Annotated in this window: 20 protein-coding genes and 1 pseudogene; 8 read left to right on the forward strand and 13 right to left on the reverse strand. The window is 68.6% G+C overall.

Annotated features, from left to right (window positions below; all coding sequences use genetic code 11):
• Window positions 1-237 precede the first annotated feature (237 nt).
• Window positions 238-1,089: a helix-turn-helix transcriptional regulator gene (locus IMZ11_RS39790; protein WP_228648271.1), complete on the reverse strand. Its 852-nt coding sequence runs from the start codon at window positions 1,087-1,089 to the stop codon at window positions 238-240.
• 86 nt (window positions 1,090-1,175) lie between these two features.
• Between IMZ11_RS39790 and IMZ11_RS39795 the strand changes: the two genes are divergently transcribed.
• Together IMZ11_RS39795 and IMZ11_RS46860 are read left to right on the forward strand one after the other, a co-directional pair.
• Window positions 1,176-2,096, forward strand: coding sequence for an alpha/beta hydrolase (locus tag IMZ11_RS39795; protein WP_228648273.1), 921 nt, complete (start codon window positions 1,176-1,178; stop codon window positions 2,094-2,096).
• A 114-nt stretch (window positions 2,097-2,210) separates the two neighbouring features.
• The gene (locus IMZ11_RS46860; protein WP_374463213.1) at window positions 2,211-2,990 is read left to right on the forward strand and encodes a transposase; all 780 of its coding nucleotides are present in this window, start codon (window positions 2,211-2,213) and stop codon (window positions 2,988-2,990) included.
• 7 nt (window positions 2,991-2,997) lie between these two features.
• Here the strand turns inward: IMZ11_RS46860 and IMZ11_RS39805 are convergent, their stop codons facing one another.
• Window positions 2,998-3,168, reverse strand: coding sequence for a hypothetical protein (locus IMZ11_RS39805; RefSeq protein ID WP_228648277.1), 171 nt, complete (start codon window positions 3,166-3,168; stop codon window positions 2,998-3,000).
• A 141-nt stretch (window positions 3,169-3,309) separates the two neighbouring features.
• Complete coding sequence (locus IMZ11_RS39810) at window positions 3,310-3,672, reverse strand: ester cyclase (RefSeq protein WP_228648279.1); 363 nt, start codon at window positions 3,670-3,672, stop codon at window positions 3,310-3,312.
• 178 nt (window positions 3,673-3,850) lie between these two features.
• On the opposite strand from IMZ11_RS39810, the gene IMZ11_RS39815 reads away from it, so the two are divergent.
• Together IMZ11_RS39815 and IMZ11_RS39820 are read left to right on the forward strand one after the other, a co-directional pair.
• On the forward strand, window positions 3,851-4,423 hold the full coding sequence (locus IMZ11_RS39815) for a TetR/AcrR family transcriptional regulator (RefSeq protein ID WP_228648281.1): 573 nt from the start codon (window positions 3,851-3,853) through the stop codon (window positions 4,421-4,423).
• Between the two features lie 10 nt (window positions 4,424-4,433).
• Window positions 4,434-4,721: pseudogene (locus tag IMZ11_RS39820) on the forward strand (Tn3 family transposase); the annotation flags it as partial.
• A 34-nt stretch (window positions 4,722-4,755) separates the two neighbouring features.
• Here the strand turns inward: IMZ11_RS39820 and IMZ11_RS39825 are convergent.
• Window positions 4,756-5,376, reverse strand: a complete 621-nt coding sequence (locus tag IMZ11_RS39825; RefSeq protein ID WP_228648283.1) for a TetR family transcriptional regulator — start codon at window positions 5,374-5,376, stop codon at window positions 4,756-4,758.
• A gap of 134 nt (window positions 5,377-5,510) precedes the next feature.
• Here IMZ11_RS39825 and IMZ11_RS39830 point away from each other — a divergent pair, with 134 nt between their 5' ends.
• The 4 genes from IMZ11_RS39830 to IMZ11_RS39845 all read left to right on the forward strand — a co-directional run bounded on the left by IMZ11_RS39830 (window position 5,511) and on the right by IMZ11_RS39845 (window position 8,001).
• Window positions 5,511-6,434, forward strand: coding sequence for an SDR family oxidoreductase (locus IMZ11_RS39830; protein WP_228648286.1), 924 nt, complete (start codon window positions 5,511-5,513; stop codon window positions 6,432-6,434).
• Between the two features lie 143 nt (window positions 6,435-6,577).
• Window positions 6,578-7,603: an alpha/beta hydrolase fold domain-containing protein gene (locus IMZ11_RS39835; protein ID WP_228648287.1), complete on the forward strand. Its 1,026-nt coding sequence runs from the start codon at window positions 6,578-6,580 to the stop codon at window positions 7,601-7,603.
• 33 nt (window positions 7,604-7,636) lie between these two features.
• Window positions 7,637-7,858: a hypothetical protein gene (locus tag IMZ11_RS39840; protein WP_228648289.1), complete on the forward strand. Its 222-nt coding sequence runs from the start codon at window positions 7,637-7,639 to the stop codon at window positions 7,856-7,858.
• On the forward strand, window positions 7,855-8,001 hold the full coding sequence (locus IMZ11_RS39845; RefSeq protein ID WP_228648291.1) for a hypothetical protein: 147 nt from the start codon (window positions 7,855-7,857) through the stop codon (window positions 7,999-8,001). The genes IMZ11_RS39840 and IMZ11_RS39845 overlap by 4 nt, the downstream gene beginning before the upstream one ends.
• A 117-nt stretch (window positions 8,002-8,118) precedes the next feature.
• On the opposite strand, the gene IMZ11_RS39850 is transcribed toward IMZ11_RS39845, so the two are convergent.
• The 9 genes from IMZ11_RS39850 to IMZ11_RS39895 all read right to left on the reverse strand — a co-directional run bounded on the left by IMZ11_RS39850 (window position 8,119) and on the right by IMZ11_RS39895 (window position 16,861).
• Entirely contained in the window at window positions 8,119-9,213 is a 1,095-nt protein-coding gene (locus tag IMZ11_RS39850) for a pentapeptide repeat-containing protein (RefSeq protein ID WP_228648293.1), read from the reverse strand.
• A 565-nt stretch (window positions 9,214-9,778) separates the two neighbouring features.
• Complete coding sequence (locus IMZ11_RS45820; protein ID WP_255707829.1) at window positions 9,779-11,626, reverse strand: vWA domain-containing protein; 1,848 nt, start codon at window positions 11,624-11,626, stop codon at window positions 9,779-9,781.
• Between the two features lie 548 nt (window positions 11,627-12,174).
• Complete coding sequence (locus IMZ11_RS39865; protein WP_228648294.1) at window positions 12,175-12,609, reverse strand: siderophore-interacting protein; 435 nt, start codon at window positions 12,607-12,609, stop codon at window positions 12,175-12,177.
• The gene (locus tag IMZ11_RS39870; protein ID WP_228648296.1) at window positions 12,603-13,328 is read right to left on the reverse strand and encodes an MBL fold metallo-hydrolase; all 726 of its coding nucleotides are present in this window, start codon (window positions 13,326-13,328) and stop codon (window positions 12,603-12,605) included. Before IMZ11_RS39870 ends, IMZ11_RS39865 begins: the two co-directional genes overlap by 7 nt.
• Window positions 13,271-14,188, reverse strand: coding sequence for an aminoglycoside phosphotransferase family protein (locus IMZ11_RS39875; RefSeq protein ID WP_228648298.1), 918 nt, complete (start codon window positions 14,186-14,188; stop codon window positions 13,271-13,273). The genes IMZ11_RS39870 and IMZ11_RS39875 overlap by 58 nt, the downstream gene beginning before the upstream one ends.
• Window positions 14,189-14,879: 691 nt before the next feature.
• Window positions 14,880-15,038: a hypothetical protein gene (locus IMZ11_RS39880; RefSeq protein ID WP_228648300.1), complete on the reverse strand. Its 159-nt coding sequence runs from the start codon at window positions 15,036-15,038 to the stop codon at window positions 14,880-14,882.
• Window positions 15,013-16,083: a cyclophane-forming radical SAM peptide maturase AmcB gene (gene amcB, locus IMZ11_RS39885; protein ID WP_228648306.1), complete on the reverse strand. Its 1,071-nt coding sequence runs from the start codon at window positions 16,081-16,083 to the stop codon at window positions 15,013-15,015. Before amcB ends, IMZ11_RS39880 begins: the two co-directional genes overlap by 26 nt.
• 101 nt (window positions 16,084-16,184) lie before the next feature.
• On the reverse strand, window positions 16,185-16,655 hold the full coding sequence (locus IMZ11_RS39890; protein ID WP_228648302.1) for a tail fiber domain-containing protein: 471 nt from the start codon (window positions 16,653-16,655) through the stop codon (window positions 16,185-16,187).
• On the reverse strand, window positions 16,652-16,861 hold the full coding sequence (locus IMZ11_RS39895) for a hypothetical protein (protein WP_228648304.1): 210 nt from the start codon (window positions 16,859-16,861) through the stop codon (window positions 16,652-16,654). The genes IMZ11_RS39890 and IMZ11_RS39895 overlap by 4 nt, the downstream gene beginning before the upstream one ends.
• Window positions 16,862-17,290 lie beyond the last annotated feature (429 nt).

Genomic DNA, 17,290 nt, shown 5'->3' on the forward strand with positions numbered 1-17,290 from the left:
GACCTCAAACGATCACCGGGAAGGTACACCCCTTCCCGGCCGATCCACAGATCTCAAGCATTGCTCCTCGGGGGATCGTTCACCTGACGTACTTTGCTGACAATCAGGGGCGCCGGGCATGGCGGAACTCTCTGGGCGCCTGACGGAGACTGGCTGGCGCGTCTACTTTCATCAGGGCACTTTGGTTGGACGCCTTGAGCAGTGACTCCCTCAGGCCAGGCGCCCTGGTCTAGCCCCTCAGCGGAGCACCTCCATGCGCTGGGTGCCGATGACCGACAGCAGGCGCAGTGCCTGCTCGGACGGTGAGCCGGGAGCGGCGGTGTAGATCACGACCTGCTGGTCCCGGTCGGTGATGTCGAGCACGTCGCAGTTGACGGTGACCGGGCCGACCTGCGGGTGGCGGAAGGTCTTGCACAGGGCGACCTCGGCGGTCACGTCGTGGGAGGCCCACAGGCGCGCGAACTCCTCGCTGCAGGCGAGGAGTTCGCGCACCAGCGCGGCCACCTCGGGATCGTCGGGGTAGCGGGCGGCGGCGGCGCGCAGCCGGTGGGCTGAGAAGCGCGCGAAGTCATCCGCGTCCGACAGCCCGTACAGCACCTGCCCGTTCGCGTGGGGTCCGAGGAAGATGCGGCGCGCAAGGTTGCGGTCGCGCCGGGTCAGGGCGGAGAAGTCCTCCATGAGCGCGGCCGCCAGGTCGTTCCAGGCGATCACCTCGAACGTCGCGGACGTCACGATCGCGGCGGCCTGCGGCAGCCGCCGCAGCAGGTCGAGGATGCTCTGCCGCACCTCGCGGGAGGGTCCGGGGGCGGGGCCGTGCGGCGCTCCGGCAAGGTGGTGGAGGTGGTCACGCTCGACGTCCGACAGCCGCAGCGCGCGGGTGATCCCGGACAGCACCTCGCTCGACGGGCGCGGGCCGCGGGCCTGTTCCAGTCGGGTGTAGTACTCCGTCGAGATGTACGCCAGCTGAGCCACCTCCTCCCGGCGCAGCCCTGGGGTGCGGCGGCGCGGCCCGGCAGGCAGGCCCACTTCGGCGGGGCTGATCCGCTCGCGCCTGCTGCGCAGGAATCCGGCCAGTTCTTGTCGGTCCACACCTTCAGTCTGCAGAAACGCGCACATCCGAGCCAGGTACTGCCGCTACCTGGTTACGCCGGTCGGACGGGCGTCAGGCTCGGAGCATGACACAGATCGATGACACCCTGCAGGCCCTCGCCGACAGCTTCCGTACGTCACTGCGCTCGCCGATCATGCACCGGCCGGACGAGCAGGGCCTCGCGTACGAGGACGTCACCTTTCCCTCCGAGGACGGCGTGCCGCTGGAAGGCTGGTACATCCCGGCCCCCGGATCCGACAAGATCGTCATCGCCAACCACCCTCGCTGGTTCAGCCGGGCCGGGCTGCCCGCGCACCTTGAGCCGTGGAGGTCGCTCGGCGGCGCGACCGGCAACGACTTCGAGGTGAACTTCATCCCGGACTACAAGATCCTGCACGACGCCGGCTACCACGTGCTCGCCTACGACCTGCGGAACTTCGGCCACAGCGGCGCGGCCAACGGCGGCATCTTCACCGTCGGCCGGTACGAGTCCCGCGACGTCATCGGCTCGCTGGACTACGTGCGAGGCCGCGCGGACACCCGGGACCTGACCATCGGTCTCTTCAGCCGCTGCGTCGGCGGCAACGCGACCATGTTCGCCATGACCAGACGCCCAGAGGCCTTCGAGGGAGTGCGCTGCATGGTCTCGCCGCAGCCGCTGTCTCCCCGCGTCTCCTGCGAGCGGGGGCTGGAGCGGCTCGGAATCCCCGCCGGGCGCATCGACGACCTGGAGCAGCGCATCAGGCTGCACACCAGCTTCGGGCTGGACGACTTCTCGCCCGTCCCCTGGGCGAAGAACGTCATGATCCCGACGATGCTGTACCAGGTCCGCGACGACCTGATGACCAGGCCGTCGGACGTCCAGGCGATGTTCGACAACATCCCGGTCGCCGAGAAGGAACTGCTCTGGATCGAGGGGACGACCAGGCGCTGGGACGGCTACACGTACTTCCAGCAGAACCCGGCCCCGATGCTCGACTGGTTCGGCACCTACATGAAGGGCTAGGAGCTATTTGGGATTCAGATCTTGGGATGGCCGAGGGTGGGCCGGTAGAACTCGGATGTGGCGCGCTTCGATGTGACCGATGCCGAGTGGGCGTTGATCGAGCCGCATCTGCCGGTGGCGGCTACCGGGCCGCTGCCACGGCGGGTGCGTGATCAGTTCAATGGGATCTGGTGGCGGTTTCGCACCGGAACCGGCTGGCGTGACGTGCCGGAACGGTACGGGCCTTGGTCCACGGTCTACCCGGGTCAACGGCTGGGCCAAGGCCGGGGTGTTCCAGGGATTGATGGACGCGCTGATCTCCAGGTCCTGGGCCTGCCAGTGCTCGCCGGTCTCGTCCCACAGCCACATGTCGTCGCGCTGCTCCCCGACGACCTGCTTGATCCGCTCCGCGGTGTGGTCGTCCAACAGATGCGGAGAGCGCCGCGCCGGTTCCAGGGTTCGCAACTGCTCGCGGTTGACACCCAACTGCTCCAGGACGACCGCGGTCATCATGTTCACGTCGGTCACCGGCCGCCAAAAGGGCTCGCTCCTGCCCACCCTGCCGCCGCCGCCATCACCACGCCACGCCACGCCACGCCACGCCACGCCGCAGATGGTCCCAGACCCCCCAGCCGCCAGCCGCACCTTCACCACATCGAGACCCGGCCCCAGCACGTTTGTCAACGGCACCAACGCCTCGGTGGTCAAGCAGCCAGTTCGACGTCGGTGAAGTCGACCTCCTTCAGAGCAGTGGGTCGAACGGATCCGGCCGATGACGGAGTTCGTCGGTGGCGTACGCGCCGAAGCGAGGGCCTCTGGTCTGCCGTGACGAGGGCCCGTTCACCCAACTTCTTCACGACTACTTTCCGTGGCGAACGCCGGCTCGTCGGCGAACTCAGCGCTGAGCTGGGCTAGTGGCCCGTCACGCAACCTTGGCCGGGTAACTGGTCCAGCTTCTGATCGGCGAACTGGCGGCGAAGTTCGTCTTGGGCTGGGCTCGGGCGTTGCGCCAACGCACGTAGGCACCGATCGCCGCGTTCTGCTCGTCATGGCTGCGGTGGTCGGTGACCACCCTGTCGGGAAACCGTCTCATCCCGACACTGAACGCACGAGCGCCCCAGTCCCCATCACAGGGCCTGGGGCGCTCGTCTTATCGCCACCTGGCCAGTCTGATGTGAGCGGCGTCGGCATTGCGGGGCTGATCTGCCGGAGGAACTTGTGAGGCTGCGGGGCCTCAGCGGCGTGGGTCCGGACCCTCGGTGACGCCCCAGGTCTCCGCGAGTCGGCCGTTGTCAATGCGGAAGATCTCGATGAGCACGGGCCGGACGTCGCTACCCGGGGCCGCCATTCCCTCAACGGATGAGCGGATGGCCACCTTGTCGCCGTCGATCATGATGTCGTCGGCGACAACGCGCATGGCCGGGAACTGGGCGACGACCTGGACCCAGGCCTCCTTGCCCGCTTCGAACCCGGTGGCGCCAAGCGGGTGGTTAAGGAAGTCGGGGGTGAACAGATCGGCGGCCTGGTCGAACTGCCGGGTGTTGAAGCACTCCTGCATCCGCAGCACCAGGGCGCTGGCTTCCTCGCGTGTGGTCATTGAAGGGACCTCCTCGTGTTCGGCGCGGCCTGCCTCATGGTGAAACGACCCAACCCATAAGCGGGGCTTCGCCCCGCTTATATCCGAGCAGCATACGGGGCGGCGCCCCGGTTAAGCTAGGGGTGAGATGTCCAGCCGCACGCCTAAACACACTCCAGCCGGGCCACCGACGGCTCCCGTGAACGACCGGGAGCTACGGGCCGACGCCCGCCGCAACCGTGAGCAGGTACTCCGGACCGCGCAGCAGTTGTTCACCTCCCAAGGCCTCGGCATCTCGCTCGACGAGATCGCCCGCCGCGCGGGTGTTGGTCCAGGCACCGTCCACCGGCACTTCCCCACCAAGGAAGCGCTTTACCTCGCCGTCGCGATCGACCAGATCAGGCAGTTGGTCGCTGAGGGAGAGGCGCTCACCGGTACCGACGATCCAGCCGCCCTCTTCACGCTGCTGTCCCGGATGATGGCCTCGGGCGCGGAGAACGCAGCGGTGAAGAGCGCGCTCACGGCCGCCGAGTTCGACCTGCGCAACGCCGCTCCGGACGCCGCTGCCGACCTCACGCACCAGGTCGCACACCTGCTTGATCGCGCCCATCGCGCCGGCGTCGTACGCCACGACGTAACAGTCGACGAGGTGATGGCAATCGTCGCCGGCGCCTTCGCCGCGATCCGACACGCCGACGCGGACACCAGCCGCGAACGCTCCGCACACATCGCCCAGATCATCCTCGACGGACTTCGGCCCCAACCCCGATAACAGTGGCGAACCGCGCCAGCACTACCGCGAGGGCATGGAGGACCGGCTCGGCGCGCTCGGCCTGGCGCTGAACGCCGTGGTGCTGTTCAACAGCCGCTATGTCGGCGCCGCCGTCAAGCGGTTCGCGGCCGACGGCTTCCCCGTCACCGACGAACTGCTCGCCCGGCTGTCCCCGCTCCAGTACGACCACATCAACTTCCTGGGCCGCTACGCCTTCACCCGGCCGCCGGCTCCGGGACCGCGGCAGCTGCGCGACCCGCACAGAGACGGCGAGACGGACGGCGGCGAGGACGGATAGCTCGCGGGCCCCTTGCTCAGGGTGCCCACCACATTCATGCCACTCCCTCCTGGCCTGTGAAGCTCACGTCGTCGGTCGCGGCGACATGTGCGGCGGGCGCGGTGAGGTGCCTGGCGGTGTCCAGGGTTTCCCGGATTCGTTGGGCGAGGGTGTGCCGGTCGGGGTCGTTGATCCAGCGTTCGAAGGCGACCTTGAACGCGGCGATCCCGATTTCGGCGGCGAGTGCCGCGGTAGTGGTCTCCAGGCCGCGTTCGCGCAGCGCGTGGGCGAGCGTGGAGGCGAGTGCGGCGAGTTTGGCCAGTTCGCGTTCCTGGAGTTCGGGGTTGGCGGCGATGACGGCCTGGCGTTGTCGTGCCAGGTCTGCGCGTTCTTCGAGGACGGGAGCGGCTTCGGTCAGGGCGTGGGTGATCACCTCGAGCGGCGGGAGCGGGACGGGGGCGGCGGCGGTGGCGTCCGCGAGGGTGTCGGCGAGCGGGCTGTCGCCCGGGAAGAGGACTTCCCGTTTGTCGGCGAAGTGCCGGTAGAAGGTCCGTTCGGTGAGCCCGGCGCGGGCGGCGATCTCCGCGACGGTGGTGGCGTCGAAGCCCTTGTGGTTGTAGAGCTCCAGCGCCGCCTTCTCCAGGCGGCCTCGTGCGTCGGGTTCCCATCGGCTCATGGTCCGATCCTACCCCTCGATGACAGAATCTGACATCAGTGATGACAGTGACTGACGTCGGTGCTACGGTGATGTCATCAACTGACATCAGGGCCCCCGCCCCCGGTGGGGAGCCCGCAGCAGGAAGGCGCACCATGCGCGTATTCGTCACCGGAGCTTCTGGACACGTCGGCTCCGCCGTCGTCCCCGAACTCCTCGATGCAGGACACCAGGTCGTCGGCCTGGCCCGCTCGGACAAGTCGGCCGCCGCGTTGACGGCTGCCGGTGCCCAGGTGCACCAAGGCGACCTCGACGATCTCGACGGCCTCGCCGCGGCCGCCGCCGCGGCCGACGGCGTGATCCACCTGGCCTTCAAGCACGACGCCATGTTCGCCGGCGACTTCGACAGCGCGGTCGAAGCCGATCTGCACGCCATCGAAACCCTCGGCGACGCGCTCGCCAGCACCGGCAAGCCTTTGGTGACCACCTCGGGAACCATGCTGTTCGCCTTCGCGGGACTGGAAGACGCCGCCACCGAAGCCGACGCGCTCGACGCAGGCCCACGGATCGACGCCGAGAACGCGGTGGTCGCACTCGCGGAACGCGGCATCCGGTCGTCCGTCGTCCGGCTCACTCCGACCGTGCACAGCACGCTCGACCACAACGGCTTCATCCCGACCCTGATCTCCATCGCCCGGTCCAGAGGCGTCTCCGCCTACGTCGGCGACGGGGCCAACCGCTGGCCCGCCGTGCACACGCTCGACGCGGCACGCCTGTACCGGCTGGCGCTGGAATCCGCGCCGGCGGGGTCACGGCTGCACGCCGTCGACGACGAGGGGATCACCTTCCGGGAGATCGCCGAGGGCATCGGCCGCGGGCTGAACCTGCCCGTGGTCAGCATCCCGCCGACCGAGGCCGAGGCCCACTTCGGCTTCCTGAGCGCCCACGCCCAGGCCGACAACCCCTCCTCGAGCACGCTGACCCAGGACCTCCTCGGCTGGAAGCCCGTCCAGCCCGGCCTCATCGACGACCTCGCCCAGGGCCACTACTTCGACGCCCCGGCGGCCACCGCACGCTGAGCCAAGCGCACTCCAGCTCCCTCCCACCGGTCCCCGCAACCACGTCCCGGCGGCACGGCGGACCGGTCCTCAGGACCCAACACCCTCGTAGACCGGCTGCTGCGCGCCCCCGCGCCGCATCGCAGCCAGAGGAGACGAACGGCATGACCATGAAAGACGCACACGATCGGATGGACCCTGAACTCGCCGAGGCCCTGAAGGCGGTGCCGATGACGTCGGCGGGGGTCTTCGATCTCAGCGACCTGGAGGGAACGCGAGCCGGCGTCCGCGCTATGGCCGAATCCATCGCCGACACCATCCCCGACGAGCCCACCATCACCGCCCACGAGATCCACGTGCCGCGCGCCGAAGGCCCCGATGTCCCGATCCTCCTGCTGCGTCCGCAGAACGCGCCCGGACCGCTGCCGGTCATCGTGTGGTTCCACGGCGGTGGGCAAGTGCTCGGCTTCGCCGCCCAGGACGCACCCTGGCTCAAGCCGCTGTGCGCGGCACTCGGCTGCGCCATTGTCAGCGTCGACTACCGGCTGGCCCCGGAAACCCCCGCGCCCGGCGCCGCCGAGGACGGATACACCGCCTACCGGTGGATCAGTGAGAACGCCACCGATCTCGGCCTCGACCCCACCCGGGTCGGCCTGGCCGGCCAGAGCGGAGGCGGAGGCATCGCCGCCGCCACAGCCCTTCTGGTCCGCGACCGCGCCGCAGCGACCCCCCTGTTCCAGCTGCTGATGTATCCGATGCTCGACGACCGCAACACGACCGATTCGAGCCACGAGATCACCGACATCGGCATCTGGGACCGTTCGACCAACATCCTGGCCTGGCAGGCGATTCTCGGCGACCGCGCCGGCACCGAGGACGTCACGTCCTACTGCGCCGCCTCCCGGGCGACCGACCTCGCCGGCCTGCCCCCGACCTTCATCGGCGTCGGTGAACTCGACGTCTTCCGCGACGAGAATCTCGACTACGCCGCGCGCCTGCGCGCCCACGGCGTCTCCGTCGAGTTGCACCTCTACCCCGGCGCCTACCACGCCTTCGACCTGTTCGCCCCGCAGTCCCACGTCGCGACGAGCTTCCACCACACCTTGCACGATTACCTCGTCCGGCACCTCACGAAGGTCCGGGCAACGGCGACTGCTTCGGGCTCTTCGGCCACTCCCATGCATGCGTGACAGCCGCACGGCGGCCGCTGGACCTACCGGTATGTGGAGGTCGCCAACGTGGAGGTGACCGAGCTGCCCGCCGCCATGGCTGGGGAGCGGCCTGCTGCGACCCACGAGGAGGTGTTCCCCACGGCGGGGGAGACGCGGCAGGAGTGGTGCCCCCGCTACCTCAAGCACAGCATGGCAGCCGCCACGATCGCCGCGATGACGAGTCAGGGCGTCCACACCATCGGCGGATACGCGATCTGCGAGGAGGAACGTTGAGCACGGAACGTGTGCCGGCTGACCAGCGGAGCGACGACGAGTGGATCCGGGTGATGTCGGAGCTCCACCCGCACGCGCCGGTCTCCGCCGGGGAGGCGCTCGTCTACCGCTGGCGGGCCGAAGCTCACCAGGAGGGGCATTGAGTGAGACGCGGGTCGTCGTCAACGCCGACGGCCTCGAACTCCTCGCCCCGGCCGTTGGGGCCTGCGCCGCTGGTAGAGCGGTGACGCATGGGCGGCGGCCCCGAGGAATGGCCGACCCTAGAACTTCGTCGTGGCATCGGTCTCCGCCACCGCCTGGATTTGAGCTTGTGTCATCCCCGTCACACCGCGCAGGTCCGCGCCGCTCAGGTCCGCGCCGCTCAGGTTCGCGCCGCTCAGGTTCGCGCCGATCAGGTTCGCGCCGCGCAGGTTCGCGCCGATCAGGTTCGCGCCGCGCAGATCCATGTTGCGCAGATCCGTGTTGCTCAGGTTCGCGCCGCTCAGGTTCATGTTGGTCAGTACGTCGGTCAGGCTCGCGCCGCCCAGGTCCGTGTTACTCAGGTTCGCGCCGATCAGCTTCGCGCCGCGCAAGTCCGCGTTGTGCAGGTCCGCGCCGCTCAAGTTCGCGTTGTGCAGGTCCGCGCCGCTCAAGTTCGCGTTGCCCAGATTCGCGCCGCTCAGGTACGCACCACCAAGATCGGCCTCGGGCGCACGAAGGGCCGTCAGATCCACGGCGAAAGTGTCGCGATCGCGGCGGCCGATGACGGTCAGTGCCGCCTGAATGTCGGTCGCGGGCGGCCCGGTGATCTCGGTCTCAGGGGCTGGGTCGTGTTCGCGGGTGAAAGCCGCCAGGACGTCGTAAATAGTGCGATGATCACGCGGGGAGTCGGCCGCCAGACGCTCCAGGGCGTAGATGCCGCCCAGGCGCACGTCCAGGGATTGGCGGTTGCCGAGTTGTTCGATGGCCTTCGTATAGCGGTCGGTGATCTGTCCCTGCTGCGTGGTGTCCAGGGTCTGAGCCGTGTACCACAGGCCCAGGGCGGTGAACACGACGCCGCCGATCACCACGAGGCCGGTGGCTGACTGGAGCAGGGTCTGGCGGGTGGCGTTGACCGCCTCGATCCGGTCGGTGACCGACAGTTGGCGGCGTTCCTCGTCGGTCAGCGGGTACCGCTCACCGGCGAGACGGCGGGCTGCGGGCCCGAGCAGTACGACGAGCCCGAGGGAGACCACCCCGCTCAACGCCAGGCCGGCCAGACTCCAACGCGCCCAATCCGGCAGGACTGTCAGCCCTACCGATGGCAGAACACGGGATGGGACCAAGGCGGTCAGGGCGGCGACCCCGCTGACGGTAAGTACCGCCAGGGAGATCAACAGGCCGATCAGACGGCTCCTCCAGCTAACAGGAGACCGCGGAGCCGCAGCCGGAGTAGGTGATGCAGGGGGCGGGGGACTGATCGGTGAGTCCGATACTGGTGCGGTCGTCGGCGCGACCGGCGAGGTTGCTGCCGTTGGCATCCGCTGCGCCTGGCGGGAGCGCAGCACCGCGATGGCGCTCGCGGCCGCGGTTGCGGCAAAGGTTCCTACTACGACGCGGCCCCATCGGCTCTGCATACAGCCATTGCACTGCCCGCCGGCAAACCGTGCGAGATGGCGATCGCGTCTGTTCCCAAACCGTTCCCTGCTCGTCCGTTTCCGCACGAGCACCGCGTGCGGGAGATGACGAAGCTGGAGATGCCGACCCCGGCCGTGGAGGTCCTGCGCCGGGTCGGCCAGTGAGCCGGCCCTTGTCGTGGTCTTCGTCCCGGACGGTGGGACCGGCAGTGGCGAGACCGCCTATGCGGAGCAGAGCGACCCCCGGAGTCAGAAGCCCGGCCGAGGCCGGGCGGAGCTACGGTGTTCCACCCGGCCTCGGGTTGATCGGTTCAGGTGGGTTGGGTTATGGGCAGTTGCCGATATCGCTTTCGGAGGAGGCCAGGACGACGTTGGTCTTGGCCAGGCCGATGGCGTCGACGGTGATGTGGACGGCGTTGACGGTCAGGCCCTTGTCGGGGGTGGTGAATGGGGTCTGCTCGTTGAGGACGAGCTTGACGACGCCGACGTTGACCGTGGTGTTGGGTTGGATGTCGGTGGGTTCTGCGATGACCACCGTGTTGCCGACCTTGAGGAAGGCGATCGTGGTGGTTCCGGTGGATCCAGCGCAGGTGGTGGTGGAGCTGGAGTTGACGGTCTTGACGGTGATCACCGGGATGCCGGTGATCCCGATGGTGGTGTCGTCGATGGAGGCGGTGGCCACGGATTTGCCGGGGAATTCGGTGGTGGCGACCTTTGCGCAGAGGGCGTGCGCGCTGATCAGTCCGCTGAGGGAGGCGGTGCAGGGCACCGAGGTGGTGTTGGTCGAGGTGGTGGAGATGGGGCCGGTGTCAGGGATGGGCGCGATGTTGACCAGTTGGATGCCCGCCAGGGTGGCGGAGGCGGTCAGGCCGTAGGCCCGTCCGGTCAGCCGCTGCGGCGTGACGGTGACTTGTTCGGCGCTGCACGGTGAGGTGACGGAGTTGTTGTGGGCGTCACCGCTGTAGATGGCGGTCCACCGGTAGGTGCCGGCCGCGCCGATGGTCACGTTGCCGGATGCGGCGGTGCCGCTGCCGGACAGCGTGTCGGTGCGGGTGGCGATCGGCGTCGCACAGCCGGTGTCACTGGGCCCGAACAGCTGGAACGTGACGGTGCCCGTCGGGTGGTACCCGCCGGACAGGGTCGCTGCATCAGAGACGTTCCCGCCCGCGGGCACCGTTCCCGATGGCGTCGTGGCGATCGATGGGGTCGCCTTTGGGACGTTTTCGGTGATCGTTTCAGTGAAGCCTGGTGACAGGACGCCGTTGAGCAGGAAGTCCGCCTTGCAGGTAATGGTGCTTCCCGGTATGGCTCCGGCGCCGACGGAGACGGTCTCAGTGAAGGTGGCATCATCGCCGCTGGTCACCGTCCGACTGCCCGGGGCCAAGGACACCGACAGGTTCGGGTCGCAGTCACGCAGCTGGTGGGTGACCGTGACCGGCAGGTTGTGCAGGGCCGCCAGGATGGTGTCGCTGACCTCCGAGGGGTTGATGTCGGAGAACAGCCGTCCACCCGTGGCGTTGGTGATCGCGGTCGCTTGCCCGGTCGAGTCCAGCCCGGACAGGTCGAACGCGAGCACGGTGATGTCGGCTGCCTGCAGGGCGCTGATCGCATCGGCCAGCGTATGGCCGTTGCTGGGGTCATGGCTGAGGGCGTCCCCGATCAGCAACACGACCCGAGAGCTGTTCGGCCGAAAGTGGACAGCTCCGGACGCGACCTGGAACAGACCGTTGATGCCGTCCTCGGGGAAGTCGCCGCCGCCCATCGCGACCAGCGAGTTGAGACCGTCGGTGACGTCGGTCTGGTTGGCGGTGAGGTTCTGCGCCACCCGGAACGACGTCGCGTCCGCCGACACGTCCCTGTACTCGGCAACCGCGAACTGCGCGTCCGGCTGCGCCGAAGCGACGTTGGACAAGATGGTGTTCGCATTGGTCCGCACGTTCGAGATGACCCCGCCCATGCTTCCTGTTGTGTCGATCAGGAAGGTGATATCCGGCTTGGGCGGGATCGCCGGAGCGGACACGGTCTTGGCGATCGTCGTCGATCCGCCCGGGGCCAGGTTCAGCGTCACGTCCGCCGGGGTGACCCCGGGCGCGGCGAACGCCGTCCCTGCCCCGGCCGCCAGCATTGCACCGGCCACCACCACGCACACGGCGGCCCGTAATCTTCGCGTCATTCTCACGGTGTCATTCCTTCTGGTGCGGCGTTATGCCATACCGGATTTGGGATCGCTGGCCGTGCAGAATTTCTATGCTTGCGCTACCCGGGACGCCCTCTCCTCACGTGTTGGCGTGAGCGGATACCAAATCGCATTGGTTGGCAGCCCCGGTGGCTTTGTGGCCACGGCCATATGGTGACTGGTCGGCGAATAGATGTAAATAGGCCACTTACGGAAAGTTCCCGACTGGCCGCAGTCGGCCACTCCGTGCTGGTGAGAGGCGCCGGCGAGAAGCGGTCTTTGCTGAGATTTTTTCAGGTATGCCCGATGAAATGAGTGATCCGCAGTTTGCCGCTTCAAAAAGAGCGGCCGTTTCCAGTCCTCCGGGCCGTCTGAATTGCGGTTATGAGCATCGCCGTAGAGTCGACCGACGGTCTCCCGCGCCCATTCGGAATCGGTCAGATCCGACGTATACGACGGCTTCCGGTCATGACTCCGGTGAACCGCCCCGGCTTCGGTGGAGCTTCGCGCGAGAGGCAGCCGGTCGCCCGGTCCATCGGCCACGATCACGCCGTGCACGACGGCCGAGGACGGCAGCGCGCGCAGCATCGCGCCGAACGCGACGGTCGCGGTCTCGTCTCCGCGAACAGGTGGTACGACGCGCCCTCGCGCAGCGCGAACCTCCCCTTCGGCCCGATGAAGGCCGCGGTGTCGCCGACACCCACCTCGCGCGACCACGACGCCCCGGGTCCGGCGGCGGGGTGGTCGAGTACGCATACGTCGAGATGGCCCTCGGGCGAGTAATCCCAGATCGAGTAGGTGCGCAGGAGACCTTGCGGCCATGAGCGAGGGCGGCGTGGGTCGCCGACCCGCAGCCGGATGTGCGTGCCCGGGGTCCAGCTCAGGTCACGTAGCTCCGGGCCGGAGACGCGGACGCGGCGCATGCGCTCGGCGATCGGCTCGATCTCCGTCACCGTCCCGTGTACGAACAGGTTCAGCACGGCGACTCCCACCGCTCACCGGTCGGCAGGTCGGTCACGAGCAGGTCCGGGCCGGCCAGCCGTACCGCGTCCGACGCGGTGCCGTCGGTACGGAACAGGCGTGACAGCGGATCGTGCCCGTGGGCGTCGTGCACGGGGACCAGCACCCGCGCGCCGAGCACGGACGACCCGGCGACGGCCTGGCTCGGGCCGATCACCAGGCGCGGGCCGAAGAACGGCCGCAGCCCGTTGACCGGTAGCAGGGCGAGGTTCACCGGTGGCTGCTCGGCCCGATGCCGCCCCAACGGCGTGACCTCGGCGATCTCGCCGCCGAAGAACACCCGCCCGCCTGCGGCGTCGAACGCGTAGGCGTTGTTGGGCCACAGCAGCGTCCGCCCCGCGGGCACGACCCGCATCGAGACGCCGGGCGCGATGTCGCGGGTTTCTCCCCATTCCAGGCGTTCGGCGCGCAGGAAGCCCAGCGCCCGGGCGCGGCGGGCCATGCCCGCGGTGGGCACGTACAACGGCGTGGTGTCCTTGGCCGGCAGGGAGCGCAGTCCGCGCAGGTCCCAATGGTTGGTGGCCAGATTGGTCACGACGATGGCGGCGAGCGGGGGCAGGTCCCGCGGCTGCAGGCCCAGAGGTTCTCCACGGCGCAGCCACCAGCGTTCGGGGCGATCGATCAGCGATGGGCGGTTGCGATGAGGCGTCGCAGTGCGGCGTGGGCGGGTGGGCCCCACGTGGCCTTGCCGCCTGGGCGGCCGCGGACGCCGGCTTCTCCGATATGGATGCCGCCGAGGGCGCGGCGTACCGCCCATCCGCGTGCGCGGCGCAGGGTCGCGGCGTCCGGGGTCGGCTGGTAGGCGTCATAAAACCGGTCGGCGGCGCCGTCCGGCAGCAGGTTCCAGGCGGCGGCGAGGTCACCGGCCGGATCGCCGGCAAAGAGGTCGCCGAAGTCGATCACGCCGCAGATGGTGCCGTCCGCGGTGAGGACGTTGGCCGGATGCAGGTCGCCGTGGAGCCAAAGCGCCGGGCCTGTCCAGTCGGGCGCGGCGACGGCGTCGTCCCAGACAGCGCGGACGGCGTCCGGGTCGGGGATCAACCCCATCTCGGTGGCCGAGGCGAGCCCCTTGACGAACCCCTCGGAGTACTCGGCCAGCGGCCCTCCGCGGTCCCGGCCGGCGGGAGCCTGTTCGGGGGCGGGTTGGTGCAGAGCCGTCAGGAAGGCGGCCAAGGCGTCGGCAGCCTCCGCGGCGAGCGTGACGGGGGCGCGGTCGGCAGGCTCGCCCGGCACCCAGGTGGTGACAATCCAGGGCCGCGGAAACAGGGCGGAGGGCTCGCCGAGGCGCTGCGGGACGGGAACCGGCAGAGGAAGGCGCGGGGCGAGGGAGGGCAGCCAGGTGTGCTCCTTGCGCAGCAGCGCGTCCGCGTCCTGCGTCGCCCAGGGCAACCGGACGGCGAGGTCGTCGCCGAGCCGCCACAGCTGGTTGTCCCAGCCGCGCGCGCCGAGCCGCAAAGGGCGATCGGCCAGGTCGGGGTGCTGGTCACGCAGCAGATCCCGCACCAGCTCCGCGCTGATCTCGATCTCGGTGTGAGTCATGCGGAGCAACAGTAGCCGGATGGCGGCCCGCCCGTTTCCTCCCCGGTTCAAGGCGTTCAGGTCAGGAGGCCCAGGGTTTCGGGTGTTTCCCAGGCTGTCACTTGCCGCTCGGGTCCGTGTCCTCCTGCGCGCACGGGTTGATCGGCTCGGTGAGTGCTTGCCGGTCCTACGCGGGGAGGTTCTGCAGAAGGGCGATCGCCGGCTCCGGCACCGCGCCAGGCGCGGTCACTTCTCGCGAACATTGATCATGGTTCCCGTCCCTGAGCGCGGTCGGAACTCACGAACATTCGCGGCCACTTCTCGCGAAAAGGACCACGTCATCGGGCACGGGCTGCCGCACGTGCTGGTAAAGGTCCCGGGTAATGGTGGTTGGTGAGTGGCCGATCTGCGCGGAGACGATCTTCACATCCAGCCCCGCCTCACGTCCCGAGCGTTCGCCGCCGTGTGCCGCGCCTCATGCAGCGTGATCACGGGCAGGCCCGCTGCTTTCACGATCGATCGGAACCGCTCAGACACCCGGTCCGGAGAAGGTGGCTGGTTTGAGCATGATGCGGGCTGGACCGCTTCTGTCTGACCACTGGCAAGCGACGGGGCCCGGGGACGTAGCCCCGAGCCCCTCCACCGCGTGGACGTGGCGATCGGCGATCCGTTCGCGGCAGCCGGGCGAGTACGCATCCCAGGCCCGGCGACGTCACAGCCCTATATACGCCCATCCGAAGATGGTGGCGATGTCGTGGCGTTCGCCGGCCTGTGCTGCCGCCCGGGTGAGCTGGTCCCGGTTGGCTTCGATTCGTGCAGCCAGCGAAGCTGTGCTCTCCACGGCCTCAGCAGGTGTGGGCATGTTCAGCATGGCGCAGGATTCCTTCCAGTAGGTTGATCTTGCTGGTGCGGCAGTACGCGGTTTCGGTGGTGTCCAGGCGTCCAGTCTCGAAATACTTGTTGGCCACTTGCCCGCCGCGGCAGTAGGCGAAGTACTCGCACTGCTCACGGCAGTTGGTGATGCCTGCCATGGCTTCGACCACCCACGGCACCGTCTCCGCGCGGGACGCCAGGACGGTCATGGGGGTGTCCAGGACATTGCCGGCAGTGAACGGGCCGTGGCGGGGCGAGGAGAAGCCGGCCAATTCCGCGCCAACGGGAAGGTAGTGGCCGTCCCAGGTCACCATGGGCAGCGGCCTGACCGGGCGGTCAGCACGCTCTGCCGCAGCGCCGGAGAGCTCCTCCCGGACGTAGGTGTAGGCGTGGTCGAGCTCCCTGATCCGGATACGCGGATCAGCCAGCCAGCTGGCCGTCAGCTCCTGCCAGAAAGCGATGACCTCGGTCTCCGGCTCCTGCCCGCCTGGGTAGACGCCCTTCTTCTCGGCCAGGTTCACTCCCAGGTTCTCGCAGCCCAGCTCACAGGCGAATCGATACAGGCGGGCAGCTACTCCCGGAGACGGCTCGGGCACCACCGCGATCATGCCGAAGCCGATCCCAGTCCGGCGCAGCATGTCGATCCCGCTCATGACCCGCTCTATGCTCGGGCGCCCCGTCCAGTCCGCCCGTGAGGCGTTGGCCTCACCTGGGCCGTCGATACTTACCGTGACCCGGACGGGGACCGTCGAGAACACCTCGCACCACGCCTCGTCGATGAGCGTGGCGTTGGTTTGCACCGCATGAACCACCGGATACGTTTCACCCGGCCCGAATGGCTCCACCAGAGAGCGGAAGTAGTCCGGGCCCACCGCCAGCGGTTCGCCGCCATGCCAAACCACGGCCACCGGATGCTGTCGGGACCACTCCCGGACACCGGCGGCCACGGCGGTAGCGACATCCACACTCATCCGCCGAGACAGCTTCCGATCCGGCAGGTAGCAGTAGGAGCAATCGAGATTGCACAACGTCGTCGGCTGCATGAGCACGGCCGGCGCCGTCCCGGCCAGCCGTACCTCTCTCGGCTGCGCGGTCCCCGCGTCAGCAGGCTCCCTTCGCAAGATGGTCACAGCGTGAACATATATCAGTACGATCCGTCACCGGCCGTGTTCCATGCCGAGAAGTCGGCTGCACTCACCACCTGCGCCACTGAGCCGACGCCCGCCCCCGCCCGCTTCTCCTGGCCGGATGGCGAGGCGGTACCGCGGAGCTGGTCGACTTGCTGCTGGAGGTCGACAACGAGCCGGTACAGAGCCTGGACGGCGACGAGCGTCACCCCGTTGGCGTCGACCGCCGGGATGCGGGTGTCCGGCTGGCCGAAGTCGAAAGCGGCCTTCCAGTCCTGTGCCATCGGCCCCAGATGGTGCACCCCGTCGGGCTCCCACCCGTACCGCCATGTGCTGATGGGCAGTTCGGCGACCTTGGCGAGGATCTCGTAGCCGTTGACGGCGCTGGGGCATGGCTCGGGTGAAGCGTCGTCTCGATGGTCATGGAGAGGCTGCGCAGTCGGCTGGTGCTGTCGATTGCGCAGCCGTATGAGCCCCGACAGCTTCAAGATCGGCGCTCCCACTGCACGGGGACGATGTCGCGTTTGATGTTCCGGTCGCTGAAGAGAAGAGTGCCGAGAGGCACCCAATGTACGGTCGCGCCGGCGCCTGCCACGCCGACGCCGACGTCAGCGCCGGCAGCGGCTGCGGTGGTGGCGATTGTGCCTGCGGTGACGACCGCGGACGTGGCGAAGAGACGGATGATCCTGCGCATGGCACCCTCCGGAGATCAACAGAATGAACACGAAGAGTACACGGACGATTTCTATTCGTGTCTGATTTCTGATGTGCAGAGCCAGCCCAGTCGGTCCCGGATCGTCACCGACCATACGAGCCGCGTCCTGACCGCACTCCATCACGCCGACCAGTCGCCCCCTCCAGTCCGGCTGATGCGGTTCCCGGCCGGGTGGGGAGCCGGATCTTGCGGGTGCGCCGAGAGGCTGGCAGTACGGCGGAAACGGGCGGCGCGACCGCAGAACGGCGAACAGCGCGGAAAGACCTCGGGGGAGAGGCGATCGCGGCGGTCGTGCTAGCGCTGGCCAGCGCTAGTGCCGTGTCAGGCCACGTTTGCCCGCTTCACGATCCGGCGTAGGCGGGGGTTGTCGGTGTTGCGGTTTCGCCAGGCGATGTAGCGGCGGATCAT

Source organism: Microtetraspora sp. AC03309 (genome assembly GCF_020826795.1).
GTDB classification, from domain to species: domain Bacteria; phylum Actinomycetota; class Actinomycetes; order Streptosporangiales; family Streptosporangiaceae; genus Microtetraspora; species Microtetraspora glauca.